A 14,782-nucleotide genomic window follows, 5' to 3' on the forward strand; every position below is an offset into this window, starting at 1 on the left:
TATCTTGTTCCTATCTTTATTAAAATCGTCTTTCTTGATCGAAGCTGTTAACATGGCACACCTACTCCCCATCTTGGGTGAGCCGGTGATCCCGAGGGTGTCTTCCATAGCGAATTTTCATGAGACAAAGTCCCTTCGCCGGTAGCACCTCTGGCCACTGGTACTTGAGCCGCTCCTCTGGTTGGAGGAGTCTACTGACCTCTACGACATCACGGCTTCCACGTCCTACTTCTAGGATCGCACCCGACATTCTTCGCATCATTCCGCGCATGAACGCCGTACCCACAATGTCCACCCACACCTCGTTTCGTACTTCCTTCACACCAACACTGAATAGAATTCGTGTGGTGTTAGTTACCGTAGGCTCCAACTCCTCGGTAAAGGCTCGAAAATCGTGTTCACCTTGAAGGATGCTTGCCGCTTCCTGCATTTTTTCCAAGTCGAGCTTCACTCCGCAGAAGTGCGCGAAGCGCTCCTTTTGGGGATCTCGTTGTTTGGTAACGAAGCGGTAGCGGTAGTAACGATCCAAAACGCAGAATCGCGAATTGAAGTCGTCGCTTACCCTTTGAGCTTTCATCACGGCGATGTCGTGTGGCAGTCTGCGGTTCAGAGCGTATGGCAACCTCTCGATGGGAATCTTACAATCCCAATCCAAGTGGCAAACCTGCCCTTTCGCATGTGCCCCGCTATCGGTGCGGCTGGCTCCGGTGATTTCGATTTCCTCGCCCGAAACTAGGCGAACAGCTTCTGTCAATGTGCTTCGGACAGTTCTCTGTCCTTTTTGTAAGGCCCAACCTCTGAAGTCCGTGCCATCGTAGGCAACGGTGAGTTTGATCCTCATTTTTCTTGATCCCCGACCCATGTCGGGGAGAAAATCGTTTAGACGAGTTCGATGACGGCGGTTTGGGCTCCGTCGCCACGTCGGTTACCGGTCTTCACAACCCGAGTGTATCCGCCGTTTCGGTCCTTGTAGCGTGGGCCGATGTTGTCGAACAGGTGCTTCACCAGGTCTTCGCCGGTTAGCTTGTTGAACTGGGCTTTGAGCTGAGTGACTTCGAGTTCGGTCTTGCCAGCGGTCAGTTTCGCCGAAACAAGGTTGCTGCTGCTGTGGCCGACAAGAATCTTGCGGGCTCGGCGGCGTGCCTCAATTCCGTCCTCAAGCTTGGTGAGGGTGATGAGCTTCTCAACCATGCGTTGCACTTCTTTTGCCCGTCCGAAGGTCGTTCGCACATAACCGTGCGTGACGAACTGCCGTGAAAGGTTCGTGAGAAGGTGCATCCGCTGATCGGATGGCAGGCCAAGTTTACGATGGTCTACTTTATGTCGCATGGTTTTGTATCCTTAGAAATCGTCGTCGTCGTCATCGAGCAGGTCGATGGATCGGTAGCCGCCCTTGCTCGGCTTCATCTCGAGGCCGTGCTCTTGCAGCTTGTCTCGCACCTCAAGGAGGGACTTCTTACCGAATCCTCGGATTGCAGTAAGGTCAGCCTCGGTAACGAGGGCGAGGGCGCGGAGGTTGAGAATTCCGGCTCGGCGAAGGCAGTTGAATGTTCGTTGAGAGAAGTCGAGCTCTTCGATCTTCACGTCAGGAACGTTCTTAAGAATTTCGTCAGTGCTCTGCTCTTCGGTTCCAATTTCGGCCTGGAAGCCAGCGGCTCCGAGTTCGAAGAAGAGTCGGAAATACTTATCAAGAATGTGAGCGGACTGCGAAAGCGCATCATTCGGAGCAATCGAACCGTTGGTTTCGATTTCGATAACCAGTCGCTCGTAGTCGGTTCGAGTTCCGACGCGGGTTGCTTCGACGGTGTAATTCACCTTTCGAACTGGGGTGAACTGTGAGCCAACCGGAAGAAGTCCAATCACGCCTCGATATCGCTCTTGCTTGTCAGGAAGAACGTATCCGACGCCCCAGTTGACAAACAGTTCAATCGAAAGGGTGGCTTTCGGATCAGACAAGGTTGCGATGTAAGCCTCAGGATTGACGATTTCGACGCCTTCGGGGCAGACAATGTCGGCTCCGGTAACTCGGCCTGGGCCGGTGGCTTCGATCTTAAGCACGATCTCATCAATCGGCTCTTCGCTGGTCACCTTGACCGCGATGTCCTTGAGGTTAAGAATGAGCTGGGTGGTGTCTTCCTTCACTCCGACGATTGGAGCGAACTCATGGAACACCTTGTCGATTCGGATTGCGGCGATTGCTGCACCTTGAATCGAGCTGAGAAGAACGCGGCGAAGCGCGTTACCGACAGTCTGTCCGTAACCGCGATCAAGCGGCTCGAAAACAAACTTTCCGTAATCGGCAGAGAGTTGAAGAGAGGAAATAGCAGGCATGGGTGATTCTTAGACTCGGCGTCGCTTTGGAGGTCGGCATCCGTTGTGCGGAAGCGGGGTCACGTCAACGATGTGGGTGACTTCGAGGCCGGAAGCAGCGAGGGCGCGCATTGCGGTTTCTCGACCCGATCCCGGACCGTTAACCTGAATGCTGATCTGCTTAAGACCGTGCTCCTGAGCGATTCGCGATGCTTTATCAGCAGCGACTTGCGCGGCGAACGGGGTGCCCTTTCGGCTGCCCTTGAAGTTCACATTGCCAGCGCTAGCCCAGCTAATCGTGTTACCGTTTGGATCGGTGATCGTAATGATCGTGTTGTTGAATGAAGCATGAACGTGAGCCACTCCAATCGGAATGTTTTTCTTCTCTTTCTGCTTTCCTCGGGTCGTTGTTTTGCGTGCCATTCTTTAACTCTTACTTCTTGGCCTTCTTCTTTCCGGCAACGGTCTTTGCCTTACCCTTTCGAGTTCGGGCGTTGCTTCGGGTTCGCTGGCCACGGGTCGGCAGGCCTCGCGAGTGGCGGATACCGCGATAGCAGCGGATTTCCATCAGTCGGCGAATGTTGGTTTGGACTTCTCGGCGCAGGTCGCCTTCGATTTGGTAGTCCGCATCGAGAACTTCTCGAAGTCTCTGAATCTCGTTTTCGTCGAGATCCTTGATCTTCTTTCGAGGATCAATTTGTGTCTTCTCCAAAAGCTCAATAACGTTGTGCTTACCAATCCCATAGAGTACGGGAAGGGCATACTGCGCCATCTTTTCGCGCGGAAGGTCGATACCTGCAATACGTGCCATAAATTCTCTTCTTAACCCTGTCGTTGCTTGTGCTTAGGAACACTACAAATCACGCGAACGACTCCGTTTCGCTTGATGATCTTGCATTTATCGCAGATCTTTTTAACGCTTGCTCTCACTTTCATGATCTGAATGTCCATCGTCGGTCGTCTATGATGAATACGGGTCGCCGAAACGGCGGATTGCTTCACCATCAACCAAGGCTGACGCAATAGAGAATGATACTCAAGTGTTGCACCGTTTTGCAACCTCCAACCGTCTTTGTCTGTTTCGGGAGCGATTCAGCGATGCGTCTGTTCATCTCAAACCGCCCCTACTCGTCGATTCCACCGGATGCGCTTGGTCTTCAAACTCACTTGTGTTTCACTTTATCAGTAGGAAACTTTGTAGGGCTGAGTTCCGAACACCGCGTATGCGCCATCCTTGGTAAGACGAACTTTGTACGCCTTCTTTCGAGTGAGTAGCAGAGTTTCATCGAGTTTCAACGGCCCTAGAGCCAGGTTGGTTATGGGTGAGAATCCCATTTGGGGCCGCCTAGATTTTTTCCCCTTCGCCTCTAGAGTTACCTCGTTCAGCGTAGCTGGCAAAGTGGGCGAGCTACGCCGGACACTGCTACCACCTGGTCCTCCTTTTAGGGTCGCTATCACAGAACCGTCTGTGGCACTGATGAGGTAGGCAGAAAGCGGTCGCGATTGGGTTGAGTCGTTGATCTGGGCATCCTCATGTTCAATGAAGACTTCGTAAGTAACTTCTCCAGTATCCAGCTTAACTAGCCTTTGTACGGCTGGATTCGACTTCTCGAATGCGTAAACCATCTGACTACCGTTCCCGGTGATCCACTTTTTCGGTGGACGATTGACCGCGACCAAGCTCGATTTACCAGATCTGAGGGTCTTGGACATTGCGACCGAAACTGCCTCATCGGGGGTGAGCCTAGAAGAACGCAAGTTGCGAACATCAAACATCCGCCTGGCCGTCACGTAATTGCAAATCCCCGTGCTTCCTTCCAACGTAACTTGGCCAATCCCACCGGGACCGACGGGTACGTTTCGATGTATCGGACGAAAAAACCTGTGCCAGCCACCATCCTTAAGATTCCAGAACATTCCGGACTCAAACTCACCTTCCAGGCCGCTCAAACTTGGCTCGAAGGCCGCTAGGAACTTGAGCGCGGAAGAACGTAGGCTTGCTTCAGGCAAAAAGGGCTTCTTAGGATCTAGGCTAACAAAGTGAAAAAAGCTATGCACGACACCGTTTGGAGAAATGTCTACGGAATCTCCCAACGCACTGTCAATCATGTACACATCTTCACCCGAACTCTTCAAAAGCCTATACGGCTTGAGGGATTGCACGGCACTGCTCTTCGCCTGAGGGCTCAAAGCGCGAGCCATTCGCTCATGTGTTGCACTGGCAAGTTCGATAAGTTTCGGTTCAGATAACCTGCCGAGGTTGCTTTGCAGGTTCTGTGCGGCGACTAGGAGAACAGAGTGAATCATTTTTATGGTCTCGATGCAGGGTAGACCCAATACCAACTAGTTGGATGGGGAGTGTTGAATAGTTGGCTTTCGGAGGCATCCCTTAGATACACACCTCTAGCCGTGAATCGTTGATCGCCGACCATCAGTAACGGATTTGCCGAAATCGGCGAGTTTGAAGTCGGCGAAAACGAGGCGCAAGTGAACGGACGGTAAGCCTGATTAGCTTGCTGAATGGCGCGTTGCAACGATTCCCCAGAGGTAAGGAGATCCTTAACTCTCTGATAATGTAGCGTCAAGTGCTTCGCAGAATCGATTTCTCCGTAAGTTGCAGGCAACACATTGACCCCGACCGTCGAGTACACATCATGAGCGAATCCGGCATAGGCTCGACCCGTTCCATCGGAAATCAGCTTTGCGCCTTCAGGCAAGTCGGAGGACGCCTTGAGGGTTGAGCATGCGTACATCAGAAACAGGTTTGGTTCGTTGGGAACCGAGGGCATCGTCAGTCTGTTGTTTATGCGGCTCGATATTGGAATTCGAGCCCAGGTAGGGTTTTGCCCTTCGCCGCCCGAGACGGTTCCCGTCAAAGCGATGTTACTATTGCCGTAAAAGAAACTGGAAGGCCAGAATTTTCCAGGAGCACCGTGTGTAGCGAAGACATACAGACTCGCAGTCGTCATAGAGTCGAGTACATTGACATCCGACTGGCTCGAAGGATCTCCACTCGTCACCTTGGTGCAGGAGAACCCAGTGAGTGTTGAAGTCAGAAGCGCGTCTAATGAAATCTCCGAAGCGACTGCGGGGTAATCCGTACTGTAGTAGGGCGTGTAGCCTGTTGAAGTCACTTGAGTTGACATTGCATAAAGTCGGTTGAACACATTCCTCTCGACTGGCATTGAATCAATTGATTTACCGACCGGCTGACCTCCACCGGGAGGCGTGACTTGAATCCCCAACCTGAGCTTCATCGATACTTTGGGGTTACCTGCACTCAAGCTGTCTGCAAAATGAGTTGAATCCAATCGAATCTCCCATCCACCGTTACCAGCCTTGGTCGGGTTGAGCAGGATTCCAGGCTCAGAGTTGACTAAGAGCTTCACCTGCGTCACCAAATAGGTTGCACCCTCAGGTGGTGTGACTTGAGCATCGAACTTGATCTCATTTTTCGTCCCCGACAAGATCTTTGGCGCATCTAAACCCACCATCGAAACCGTGGGATCGGGAAGCGGATCTGGCTCAGGATCAGGGTTTGGACCGCCAGTTGAACCTCCAGCGGTGCTTCCCGAGTTGCCGCCACCCGTGATTCCTACTCCCGTTGTCGAGCCCGTTGTGGTGCCTGTGGTTGTACCGGTAGTTGTGCCTGTAGTTGTACCCGTCGTCGTGCCAGTCGTGGTTCCTGTGTTGGTCGTTCCAGTGGTAGTGTTGTTCGTGGTGCCGGTTGTGGTACTCGTCGTCCCGGTCGAAGCAGTGGTTCCTATACCGCAGTCGCCGATCATGATGATCTCGCCGGTATCCGGGTCAAAGACAAATGTACAGGGGAGCTTCGGATTATTCCGAACCTTGATTGAACCACCGCTCGACAGAATTCCCATCGCCGCCGCCAAGACCACCGCATAACTCACCCACTTCATGACTTTTGAACATCATAAGCCCCCCCCCCCGAAAATGTCAAGACACTTTTTGAAAGAACTTTTAGTCTTCTGTGGTAAGAATCTCGGGCCCAGACTTTAGGATGGCAACCGTGTGCTCGAAATGCGCGGCGAGCTTGTCGTCGGCGGTGACGACTGTCCAGCCGTCATCCAGAGTATTGACCTTGTAAGTACCCTCGTTGATCATCGGCTCGATGCAGATGCACATGCCTTCGCGTAGCTTGTCACCTCGGCCAGGTTTGCCGAAGTTTGGGACGTTGGAGGGCTCGTCGTGGAGTTTCTCGCCGATTCCATGCCCGACTAGCTCGCGCACGACGCCAAAGCCGTGGCTCTCAACGTATTTCTGCACTGCGTGACCGATGTCGCCAGTGTAGTTCCCCGGGCGAGCTTTGGCGATGCCTTGGTAGAGTCCTTCTCGAGTGACGTTAAGCAGCTTTTGGGCGATCGGTGAGATTTTTCCGACCGGGTAGGTCCAGGCGCTGTCTGCGTGCCAGCCATCTTTATAGACCCCGAAGTCCAGGGTGACGATGTCGCCTTCCTGCAGGATGTCGTTGGTGGGGATTCCGTGGACTACGACGTTGTTGATGGCGATACAAGTCGCGTTTGGGTATCCCCGGTAACCAAGGAACGACGGAACCCCACTTTCTTCGCGGATCAGTCGTTCAGCCAACTCATCGAGCTGCTTTGGAGTGGACTTTCCGGGCACGATCGTCTCGGAAACGAGACGGAGCGTTCGGGCGACAATACGTCCCGACTCCTTGATCTTAGCGATTTCCGATGCTTTCTTGATAGTTGCCATTTACTGAATGCTCTTCAAAATGTCTTGGTAGACCTGCTCGGGGTCACGGCTGGAATCGACCCTTCGAAGCAGACCAAGCTTCTCATAAAAGTCCACGACCGGGGCCGTCTCGGCGCGGAAGCTCTCAAGCCGGTTGCGAATCGCCTCCGGCTGGTCGTCCGCCCGAACCATGAGGGGACTGTTGCACTTGTCGCAGAAACCGTCCCGGGTTGGTGGCTTGGACTTGCTATTGTAGTTCTCACCGCACTTCGTGCAGCCCAGCCGATCCTTCAGTCGATTGACAATGAGTTCAACATCGACTTCGAGCGAGACAACGGACTCGATAGGCATATCAAGCTCAGCCAAGATTTCTTCTATTGCCTCGGCCTGACGGATCGTTCGCGGGAAGCCATCGAGGATGAATCCCTTCTTGCGGACCTCGGGTTCCCGAAGTCGCTTTGCCATCATCTCGATGGTGACTCCGTTAGGCACAAGGTCACCGTGCTTGATATAGCTTTGGGCAAGGCGGCCAAGGTCGGTCTGAGCCTCGATTTCCTTTCGGAAGATTTCGCCGGATGACAAAGTGAAAATCCCCATTCGACTAGCGAACAGGGCACTTTGGGTTCCTTTCCCGACTCCGGGGGGGCCAATAAAGATCAGTCTCATCGTTGAGCTTCCTAGTCCTATAAGTCTTATAGGATCTACAAGACTTATAGGCTCTGATTATGATTAGTCGTACTGCTTCATCAGCAGGTTCGCTTCAATTTGCCGCATAGTCTCAAGGGCAACGCTGACCAGAATCAGAAGCGACGTGCCGCCGACCATGCCGACTCCGTAGCGGTAGTCCAGCTTGGTCACCGCAGGGGTGATGTACTGTAGCAGAGCGACCAGCGAAATAAATCCTGCTCCAACGATGGTGATCTTGGAGATCACGTCGTCAAGGAAGTCCTTCGTCTGCTTGCCGGGTCGGACGCCAGGGATGATAGAACCGCCTCGTTTGAGGTTATTGCTGATGTCTTCAACGTTGTACTGGATCGCAGTCCAGAAGTAGCTGAAGAAGAAGATCATTGCGACGTACACCAAGCACCCGATTGGGTTGATGATGAAGTTGATCCCGAACAGTGGTCCGTTAGGAGAAGGATTGATGTAGTGCCCAAGCGAAATCAACATCGAGCCTAGTTTCCCAAGCCCTTGCGGATCCTTCACTTCCCCACCAAGCATCGTTCCAAACTGCTGTGGCAGATAGATGATTGCCGATGCAAAGATGATTGGAATCACGCCTGCCATAAGAAGCGAGAACGGTAGATAGCTGGTCTTTCCGCCGACAGCCTTCGTGCCGACCATCCGTCGCATGTGCTGAACCGGAATCCGGCGCTGCGCTGCAGTGAAGTGGACAATGAGCCAAGTGGAAGCAAGGAACAAAGCGACCAGGGTGATAACACTAAATGGAGACACCGCTCCATCCTTCAGACCATGATAGAGTTTCCCGCCTTGGTAGGGCAGAGCGATCATGATTCCCGCGAAGATCATCAATGAAACACCGTTTCCGATTCCGCGCTCAGAAATCTGCTCGCCGAGCCAGAGCGTGAACATGGAACCTGCCGTCCAGAAGGTGAGGATCATCAGCTTCGAACCGAGCGGAAGACCTTGAACTGCTTGCTCCAGCATCGTGATGTAGCCCCAACCTTGGAGGATACACATGATGACCGTCAGTCCACGGGTGCGTTGGTTCTGCTTCTTTCGAGCGTACTCACCACCCTCTTCCATCTCTTTCTTCATCTGCGGGAAAGCAGTGGTCAGGATTTGGATGATGATGGACGCCGTGATGTACGGGTTCATACCGAGCGCGAAGATGGAGAGCCGGCGCAGAGCACCACCGCCAAACGCGTCGATCAGTTGGAAAACTTGGCTCTTTTCAAGAGCTTCGAGCATTCGCTCTTCGGAAAACCCAGGAACGGGCACCGGAATGTGAACGCCTAGGGCGAACACCGCAAACATGAGAAGGACGAACTTTAGGCGGGCGCGAAGATCCTCGTCCTCCCAAGCAAGCTTAAAGATTTGCGTCAAAGGCAGCGAAAGGGATTTATCCCCTCCGCCGCCTGAGTAGCCGCCGCCAAAGCCGCCGAAGCTCACAGTGAGACTGCCTGGCCTCCGTTGGCCTCAATCGCTTCCTTTGCTTTCGCGCTGAAGCGATGTGCCTTGACCGTCAGCTTTTTGCTAAGCGTGCCGAAGGCAAGGACTTTAACTCCGTCGACCTTTGCGAGCGAAACGACGCCCTTAGCGATCAACGCTTCGATGGTGACTTCGTCACCCGCGCTGAAATGCTTCTCAAGATCGTCCAGGTTCACCACCGAGAACTCGAGGTGATTGACGTTGCGGAAGCCCTTCTTCACCGGAAGTCGGCGAAAAATTGGGCTTTGTCCACCCTCGAAATTAGGGTGAATCTGGCGTCGAGCCTTCTGTCCCTTGGTACCTCGGGTCGCGGTTTTACCCATGCCCGAGCCGATGCCACGAGCTACACGTCGCTTTGGGCGAGTGGAGCCAGGGCTTGGTGAAAAGTTATGCAGACCCATGTTTACTTGTCCTCCGTCTTCTTGGTTGCCTTCTTTTTAGGCTTTTCTTCCGACGCCGGAGCTTCTGCAACTGTTGCCTCTTTCTTTGCCGGAGCCTTCTTAGCGGGCTTTTCGGCGACTGAAGCGGCAGCCATTTGCTTAGGAGCTTTCTTCTTGGTCGGGGTTCCTTCTACTTCTTCGACATGAAGGAGTTCCTTCACGCGGTGGATCATGCCTCGGATCACTGCGGTGTCGTCGTGCTCAACCACTTGGTTGACCTTTCGGAGACCGAGCGATTCGACCACGCGGCGGGTTCGCCACTGGTGAGCCACGGTGGATCGAATGAGTTTAATGCGAAGCATTGAATTCTTCCTCCTTGCGAGCTTTCTCAAGCCACGGGACGAGCTGCTTGGTTTCGATACCACGTCGAGCCGCGATGTCTTCTGGGTTCGCCAGAGACTTGAAGGCTTCGATGGTGGCATACGCCATGTTGATGGCGTTTCGACTACCGAGCGACTTTGCGAGAACGTTGTGAATTCCGCAAGCTTCAAGGCAAGCTCGAACTGCACCGCCGGCCTTAACACCGGTACCCGGTGCGGCTGGTCGAAGCATGACCTGAGCAGTTCCGCTGACGGCGACGATCTCGTGAGGAATCGTATCGCCAATCATCGGGACCTTGAACATTGCTTTTCGCGCAGCTTCTTCGGCCTTTCGAATGGCGTCGGGGATTCCCCGAGCCTTTCCGAGACCAACGCCAACGCTGCCTTTGTTGTCTCCAACAACGACGAGGATCGACCAGCTAGCGGTTTTTCCACCTTTATGGGTCTTAAAGACCTTGTTTGTTCGGATAACTCGAACGTCAAGCTGAGGGCCTTCGGTATTCCGGCTTTCTCGCTTTCCGCTGAGTCGGTTCATCATTCTCATGGTTTAGAACTCCAACCCGGCTTCACGAGCGCCGTCCGCAAGGGATGCAACTCGGCCGTGGTACTTGAAGCCTCCACGGTCAAAGATAACGGTTGAGAGACCGGCCTTCTTGGCTCGCTCGGCAATTGCCTGACCCACCAGCTTGGCACCCTCGATGTTCCCTGTAGCCTTGAGATCCTTTTCCAAGGAGCTTGCGGCGACCAGAGTCTTACCCGTCGTGTCGTCGATAATCTGCGCTGAAATGTGCTTCAGGCTGCGATAAACGCTCAGGCGCGGCTTTTCCGGAGTACCGGTGATACGCTTGCGAAGGCGAGCGTGCCGTGCGAGGCGAAGTTCTTGTCTTGTTTGCTTTGCCATTGCTTACTCCTTACTTCTTAGCCGAGGCCCTCTTACCAGCCTTGAGCTTGATCACTTCACCCTGGTAGCGAATTCCCTTGCCCTTGTATGGCTCTGGCTTTCGTACCTTTCGGATGTCGGCGGCGACCTGACCAACGAGGGCCTTGTCGATACCGGTAACGATGATGCTTTGGGTTCGAGCCTTGTCGTCAGCCTTGATCTCAAGGGTGATTCCCTCAGGAGCTTCGACCTTAACCGGGTGCGAGTAACCCATTGCAAGGTTGAGACCTCGACCTTCCATGGTTGCGCGGTAACCAACACCGATGATGTCGAGCTGCTTGGTGTGACCCTTGGTCACGCCTTCAACCATGTTTGCAACCAGCGTTCGAGCAAGGCCGTGCTGGCTTCGAGCTTCTCGCAAGTTGTTTGGACGCTCAAGATTGACCTTTCCGTCTTCTTGCTTTACAGAGAGAAGGCGGGAGATTGGTTGCTTCAGTTCACCCTTAGGTCCCTTGACGATGACTGTATTGGTTGCTTCTTCAACCGTGATGGTCACTCCGCCCGGGACTTCGATTGGCTTAATTCCGATTCGTGACATGGTTAGTACACCTCACAGAGGACTTCGCCACCGATCTTGCGTCGGCGCGCCTCGCGGTCAGTCATCAATCCCATGTTCGTGGTCAGAATGCGCGTGGCAAGACCGTTTCGGATGGGCTTGAGTTCGGTGACGTCCGAGTAGACGCGAAGGCCGGGCTTGGAAACCCGCTTCAGCTCATGAATGAGCGGTCGTCGTCGGTTGTCATATTTGAGAACAACACGAATGTTGGGAAACTTGGATTCAGTCGTGACTTCGTAGCTTTCGACGTAGCCCTCCGCTTGAAGAAGTTTGACAATTTCAACTTTGATCTTCGAGTGAGGAACATCGACGCTAATCATCCGCGCCTGGCATCCGTTTCGAATTCGCGTGAGGAGATCTGCAATTGGATCGCTGTGCATAATTTGAAACCTTGCTGATTACCAGCTGGACTTAGTGATGCCCGGAAGTTCACCGCGGTGAGCCTTCTCCCGGAAGGACTGTCGGCAGAGGCCGAAGAAGCCGATGTAACCGTGTGCTCGACCGGTGAGGTTGCATCGGTTGTAGCGGCGAGTCTTGAACATGCGGTTCTTGATTCGCTTCGCTTTGAAAGCAGCCAAAGCCTCTTCTCGCTTCTCTTTGGGAAGTTCAAGGATAGCCTTTTCTTCCGCAATGAGCCGCGCCCATTGGGCTTGCTGCACTCTGTGCTTTTGGATTAATGATTCTTTCGCCATACGTGACCACCGTTGTCGAGTAGGTACAAGTCGCGGCGGCGAACCGGCCTTGCGGTACTCGGGGTTAGGTTTTAGCGACTGCCGAGGCAGCCAACGAGAAATGATACCTCAAAAGGTTGCGACTTTTACTCTTCGTCATCCGTCGGCTTTGGCTTGCCGAGATGCAACCGAACAGCCTGCCCGGGGAAGGGGTCGATGATGATCGAGAGCACCTTGACGGCCTGTCCTTCGACCGCAGGCTCGTAGTGATGCATCTCAGCCGCCCAAAACATGCAACTTTCCTCCTCGTCGAGGGTGATTTCTTGATCGTCAAAGACGACTCGAAGCTTGCCTGAAATGACCCAAACGAACTCGTCGCCACGGTGCGATCTCCTGGGTGTGGGCTGAGTAAGAAGAATAACGTTGGGGTTGAACACCCCATCCTTCATCTTCGATTGAAGGATGGCAAATGGTGTCACCTCTGGCCCAAGCGCGTTTTGTGCAACTTTCTCAGAATCAAGCGGCTGATCGAGCCCAGATCCTATGAAGTTGTTCATATCCATCCACACATAGTCATCCTTCATATGGCAGGCCCGTATGGATGCGTGAGGAGTTTCGGGCCCAACAATCGAGCTCGGCTTGGCCTTGAGAGCTTTGCAGACCGCCACGATTGTGCTGAGATGAGTGGGATGCCCTTGTTCCAACCGTAAAAGAGTGTTCTTGCTGACTTGGGCGACGTCCGCAAGATCTCTGATTGAGTAGTTCTGGCGAGCTCGCAGGCGGCGGATCCGATGCCCGATGACATCAAGACCCGCTTGATCAACTAACTCCTGTAACGTCGGCTTCCTGCCTTTGCGTTGACTCATCAGAGGTGAGATTATGCGTCGCTTAGCCTTCAACATTCACCACATCTCATTGATATGTTAAGAATAACCTCCAACTTTGGGACTAAGAACTTAGAGAAAATGGGACAGTGCCATCCTTTAACCTGCGAAGTGCCAGATCATGGACTGTCCCATTTTTCAGACCTTGCCTGTCCCAATTTATGTATGGAAACTAGTCACTGAAATCCCAACTCTTTGGAAAGTTGAAAACATGATTACGACCCTAATCTCAGCAATTGCTCTTAAGGCAACGTTGTCCCCACGCCCCGCTCCAATGTCCGATCTTGACCACGGAGCAGAAGTCCGCGTGATGCGAATTTTTGACGGCAAAGTCTACGTCGGTGGCCGGTTTGAACGAGCCAACCGTAAACTAGCCAACAATATCGCCGTCTGGGACGGCATGGCATGGTCCACCCTCGGAAAAGGCGTCGATGGCCCCGTCCACGACGTCTGCGCGATTGGCAAAGATATCTATGTCTGCGGCGAGTTCAGCTACGCAAACAAGGGCAAGTCCGATGCTGGAACCGAAACTGGTCGAGTTGCCAAATGGGACGGCACCAAGTGGTCGGCTATCGCGGCTCGTCCAGTCGACCGTGAAATCTTCGCCCTGGCCACCGACGGTAAGAACCTATATCTGGGAGGCAACTTCCAGAAGATCAACGATACAACCGAAACCCGTTCCGTAGCCAAGTACGACGGAACCAAGATCACCGCAATGGGCGGCCAGTTCGACCGAGGCGTGATGAATATGGTCTGGTTCAACGGCAAGCTCTATATAGGCGGAATCTTCAAAGAGAACGGCGATGACGAGTGCCTCAACACCGCAGTTTGGGACGGTAAGGTCTGGGCAGAATTGCCAGGAATGCCAAGCAGCTGCTACCAGATGCGCACCGACGGCAAGGACCTCTATGCCGCTCCTTCAGGCGGAGGAGTCTTCAAACTCGATGGCGCTAAGTGGACGAAGATCGTAGAGACCGGCGGACAGGTCTTCGGGCTCCATGCCGAAGATGGGAAGCTGTACCTCGGCGGAGACTTCACTAAGGTTAACGGAAAGGACACCTACCAACTAGCCATTGTGGACGGTCAGAATACGATCACGATTCCCGAAATTCGATACGCTCGACACAGAGCTATTGTTCCTTTCGGCGGAGCCTTCCTTGTTGGGGGCAACTACTCGGACGTCCAAGGCGCCGACTACTTGGGCGGCATGCTCAAGTGGGATGGGAAGAAGGAAATCGACGCCCTCACCAAAGACTGATCTCGCAACCAAATCGGAATCGCCTCGCGTAGACTCTACGCGGGGCGAGTTTGTTATGGCGAACGATTCGGACAAGGAGTTTTTGGGTGGATGCCTATTTGTTGCGTTCACGTCCCTGGCGACGATCTTGCCCCCGATCATCGTTTGCATGCTAGACCAGCAGGCGCCTCCGTTCCGGGTCTATTCAAACGCTGGCCTCCAGTTCTTGTTTGGCGAGAGCGTCTTGATCTCAGGAGTCATGGGGCTCATTCTTGCGAGGCTGGGCGGACTCGCGGGTTCCTTCGGTTCATTCGGAGGGTTTCTGTGCGGGGCAGCCTATTGGTTCATGCATCTCCAGCAGATGGTTCCCAAATGCCTGGCCACGACAGGGGTTCCAACCGAGTACCCCGATTCGACGGTCTTCCTGGTCCCGCTTGCTTGGGCGCTCATTGGGGCGATTGTGAGTTTTCTGCCAATGTTCAAGAATCCGCGCCTGAAACATAAGGATTCCTAGCTGGTTCTGCCGATATTGTTGC

20 protein-coding genes and 1 pseudogene are annotated in these 14,782 nt (G+C 53.6%); 2 read left to right on the forward strand and 19 right to left on the reverse strand.

Annotation, left to right across the window (positions count from 1 at the left end; genetic code table 11):
* Positions 1-61 precede the first annotated feature (61 nt).
* The 19 genes and pseudogenes from truA to WCK51_01910 all read right to left on the reverse strand — a co-directional run bounded on the left by truA (position 62) and on the right by WCK51_01910 (position 12,991).
* On the reverse strand, positions 62-841 hold the full coding sequence (truA, locus tag WCK51_01820) for a tRNA pseudouridine(38-40) synthase TruA (GenBank protein ID MEI7575602.1): 780 nt from the start codon (positions 839-841) through the stop codon (positions 62-64).
* A gap of 38 nt (positions 842-879) precedes the next feature.
* Complete coding sequence (gene rplQ, locus WCK51_01825; protein ID MEI7575603.1) at positions 880-1,329, reverse strand: 50S ribosomal protein L17; 450 nt, start codon at positions 1,327-1,329, stop codon at positions 880-882.
* A 12-nt stretch (positions 1,330-1,341) separates the two neighbouring features.
* Complete coding sequence (locus WCK51_01830) at positions 1,342-2,331, reverse strand: DNA-directed RNA polymerase subunit alpha (protein ID MEI7575604.1); 990 nt, start codon at positions 2,329-2,331, stop codon at positions 1,342-1,344.
* Positions 2,332-2,340: 9 nt separating this feature from the next.
* Entirely contained in the window at positions 2,341-2,733 is a 393-nt protein-coding gene (rpsK, locus tag WCK51_01835) for a 30S ribosomal protein S11 (protein ID MEI7575605.1), read from the reverse strand.
* A 10-nt stretch (positions 2,734-2,743) separates the two neighbouring features.
* Positions 2,744-3,121 (reverse strand): 30S ribosomal protein S13, encoded by a 378-nt coding sequence (rpsM, locus tag WCK51_01840; protein ID MEI7575606.1) that lies wholly within the window; start codon positions 3,119-3,121, stop codon positions 2,744-2,746.
* 11 nt (positions 3,122-3,132) lie between these two features.
* The gene (gene rpmJ / locus WCK51_01845; GenBank protein ID MEI7575607.1) at positions 3,133-3,246 is read right to left on the reverse strand and encodes a 50S ribosomal protein L36; all 114 of its coding nucleotides are present in this window, start codon (positions 3,244-3,246) and stop codon (positions 3,133-3,135) included.
* Positions 3,247-3,492: 246 nt separating this feature from the next.
* Positions 3,493-4,617, reverse strand: coding sequence for a hypothetical protein (locus tag WCK51_01850; GenBank protein ID MEI7575608.1), 1,125 nt, complete (start codon positions 4,615-4,617; stop codon positions 3,493-3,495).
* 2 nt (positions 4,618-4,619) lie between these two features.
* Positions 4,620-6,230 carry a hypothetical protein gene (locus WCK51_01855; GenBank protein ID MEI7575609.1) on the reverse strand — a complete coding sequence of 537 codons (1,611 nt, stop codon included), beginning with the start codon at positions 6,228-6,230 and terminating at the stop codon, positions 4,620-4,622.
* Between the two features lie 61 nt (positions 6,231-6,291).
* The gene (map, locus tag WCK51_01860; protein ID MEI7575610.1) at positions 6,292-7,047 is read right to left on the reverse strand and encodes a type I methionyl aminopeptidase; all 756 of its coding nucleotides are present in this window, start codon (positions 7,045-7,047) and stop codon (positions 6,292-6,294) included.
* Positions 7,048-7,692 (reverse strand): adenylate kinase, encoded by a 645-nt coding sequence (locus WCK51_01865; GenBank protein ID MEI7575611.1) that lies wholly within the window; start codon positions 7,690-7,692, stop codon positions 7,048-7,050. It lies immediately after the preceding gene.
* Between the two features lie 63 nt (positions 7,693-7,755).
* Entirely contained in the window at positions 7,756-9,159 is a 1,404-nt protein-coding gene (gene secY, locus WCK51_01870; protein MEI7575612.1) for a preprotein translocase subunit SecY, read from the reverse strand.
* Positions 9,156-9,599: a 50S ribosomal protein L15 gene (gene rplO, locus WCK51_01875; GenBank protein ID MEI7575613.1), complete on the reverse strand. Its 444-nt coding sequence runs from the start codon at positions 9,597-9,599 to the stop codon at positions 9,156-9,158. Before rplO ends, secY begins: the two co-directional genes overlap by 4 nt.
* Positions 9,600-9,766: 167 nt before the next feature.
* Positions 9,767-9,940, reverse strand: a pseudogene (gene rpmD / locus WCK51_01880) (50S ribosomal protein L30).
* The gene (gene rpsE / locus WCK51_01885; protein ID MEI7575614.1) at positions 9,927-10,496 is read right to left on the reverse strand and encodes a 30S ribosomal protein S5; all 570 of its coding nucleotides are present in this window, start codon (positions 10,494-10,496) and stop codon (positions 9,927-9,929) included. Before rpsE ends, rpmD begins: the two are co-directional and overlap by 14 nt.
* A gap of 9 nt (positions 10,497-10,505) precedes the next feature.
* Positions 10,506-10,859, reverse strand: coding sequence for a 50S ribosomal protein L18 (gene rplR, locus WCK51_01890; protein ID MEI7575615.1), 354 nt, complete (start codon positions 10,857-10,859; stop codon positions 10,506-10,508).
* A gap of 10 nt (positions 10,860-10,869) precedes the next feature.
* Positions 10,870-11,436, reverse strand: a complete 567-nt coding sequence (rplF, locus tag WCK51_01895; protein MEI7575616.1) for a 50S ribosomal protein L6 — start codon at positions 11,434-11,436, stop codon at positions 10,870-10,872.
* Positions 11,437-11,438: 2 nt separating this feature from the next.
* Positions 11,439-11,834, reverse strand: coding sequence for a 30S ribosomal protein S8 (gene rpsH / locus WCK51_01900; GenBank protein MEI7575617.1), 396 nt, complete (start codon positions 11,832-11,834; stop codon positions 11,439-11,441).
* An 18-nt stretch (positions 11,835-11,852) separates the two neighbouring features.
* A complete protein-coding gene (locus tag WCK51_01905; protein ID MEI7575618.1) occupies positions 11,853-12,113 on the reverse strand; it encodes an uS14 family ribosomal protein in 261 nt (86 codons plus the stop codon).
* Between the two features lie 158 nt (positions 12,114-12,271).
* Complete coding sequence (locus tag WCK51_01910) at positions 12,272-12,991, reverse strand: XRE family transcriptional regulator (protein ID MEI7575619.1); 720 nt, start codon at positions 12,989-12,991, stop codon at positions 12,272-12,274.
* A 229-nt stretch (positions 12,992-13,220) separates the two neighbouring features.
* Here WCK51_01910 and WCK51_01915 point away from each other — a divergent pair, with 229 nt between their 5' ends.
* Complete coding sequence (locus tag WCK51_01915) at positions 13,221-14,267, forward strand: hypothetical protein (GenBank protein MEI7575620.1); 1,047 nt, start codon at positions 13,221-13,223, stop codon at positions 14,265-14,267.
* Positions 14,268-14,322: 55 nt separating this feature from the next.
* Positions 14,323-14,760, forward strand: coding sequence for a hypothetical protein (locus WCK51_01920; GenBank protein ID MEI7575621.1), 438 nt, complete (start codon positions 14,323-14,325; stop codon positions 14,758-14,760).
* The last annotated feature ends 22 nt before the right edge of the window (positions 14,761-14,782 follow it).

This window comes from Armatimonadota bacterium, assembly GCA_037138755.1.
GTDB lineage: Bacteria > Armatimonadota > Fimbriimonadia > Fimbriimonadales > Fimbriimonadaceae > Fimbriimonas.

What these genes read in the sequence shown, in the direction of transcription:
- truA (MEI7575602.1), bottom strand. Translation starts at nt 841, where the DNA reads ATGAGGATCAAACTCACCGTTGCCTACGATGGCACGGACTTCAGAGGT.
- WCK51_01915 (MEI7575620.1), top strand. Translation starts at nt 13,221, where the DNA reads ATGATTACGACCCTAATCTCAGCAATTGCTCTTAAGGCAACGTTGTCC.
- WCK51_01850 (MEI7575608.1), bottom strand. Translation starts at nt 4,617, where the DNA reads ATGATTCACTCTGTTCTCCTAGTCGCCGCACAGAACCTGCAAAGCAAC.
- WCK51_01910 (MEI7575619.1), bottom strand. Translation starts at nt 12,991, where the DNA reads ATGAGTCAACGCAAAGGCAGGAAGCCGACGTTACAGGAGTTAGTTGAT.
- rpmJ (MEI7575607.1), bottom strand. Translation starts at nt 3,246, where the DNA reads ATGAAAGTGAGAGCAAGCGTTAAAAAGATCTGCGATAAATGCAAGATC.
- rpsE (MEI7575614.1), bottom strand. Translation starts at nt 10,496, where the DNA reads ATGATGAACCGACTCAGCGGAAAGCGAGAAAGCCGGAATACCGAAGGC.
- WCK51_01920 (MEI7575621.1), top strand. Translation starts at nt 14,323, where the DNA reads ATGGCGAACGATTCGGACAAGGAGTTTTTGGGTGGATGCCTATTTGTT.
- WCK51_01830 (MEI7575604.1), bottom strand. Translation starts at nt 2,331, where the DNA reads ATGCCTGCTATTTCCTCTCTTCAACTCTCTGCCGATTACGGAAAGTTT.
- rpsK (MEI7575605.1), bottom strand. Translation starts at nt 2,733, where the DNA reads ATGGCACGCAAAACAACGACCCGAGGAAAGCAGAAAGAGAAGAAAAAC.
- rpsH (MEI7575617.1), bottom strand. Translation starts at nt 11,834, where the DNA reads ATGCACAGCGATCCAATTGCAGATCTCCTCACGCGAATTCGAAACGGA.
- map (MEI7575610.1), bottom strand. Translation starts at nt 7,047, where the DNA reads ATGGCAACTATCAAGAAAGCATCGGAAATCGCTAAGATCAAGGAGTCG.
- rplQ (MEI7575603.1), bottom strand. Translation starts at nt 1,329, where the DNA reads ATGCGACATAAAGTAGACCATCGTAAACTTGGCCTGCCATCCGATCAG.
- WCK51_01865 (MEI7575611.1), bottom strand. Translation starts at nt 7,692, where the DNA reads ATGAGACTGATCTTTATTGGCCCCCCCGGAGTCGGGAAAGGAACCCAA.
- rplR (MEI7575615.1), bottom strand. Translation starts at nt 10,859, where the DNA reads ATGGCAAAGCAAACAAGACAAGAACTTCGCCTCGCACGGCACGCTCGC.
- WCK51_01855 (MEI7575609.1), bottom strand. Translation starts at nt 6,230, where the DNA reads ATGAAGTGGGTGAGTTATGCGGTGGTCTTGGCGGCGGCGATGGGAATT.
- rplF (MEI7575616.1), bottom strand. Translation starts at nt 11,436, where the DNA reads ATGTCACGAATCGGAATTAAGCCAATCGAAGTCCCGGGCGGAGTGACC.
- rpsM (MEI7575606.1), bottom strand. Translation starts at nt 3,121, where the DNA reads ATGGCACGTATTGCAGGTATCGACCTTCCGCGCGAAAAGATGGCGCAG.
- rplO (MEI7575613.1), bottom strand. Translation starts at nt 9,599, where the DNA reads ATGGGTCTGCATAACTTTTCACCAAGCCCTGGCTCCACTCGCCCAAAG.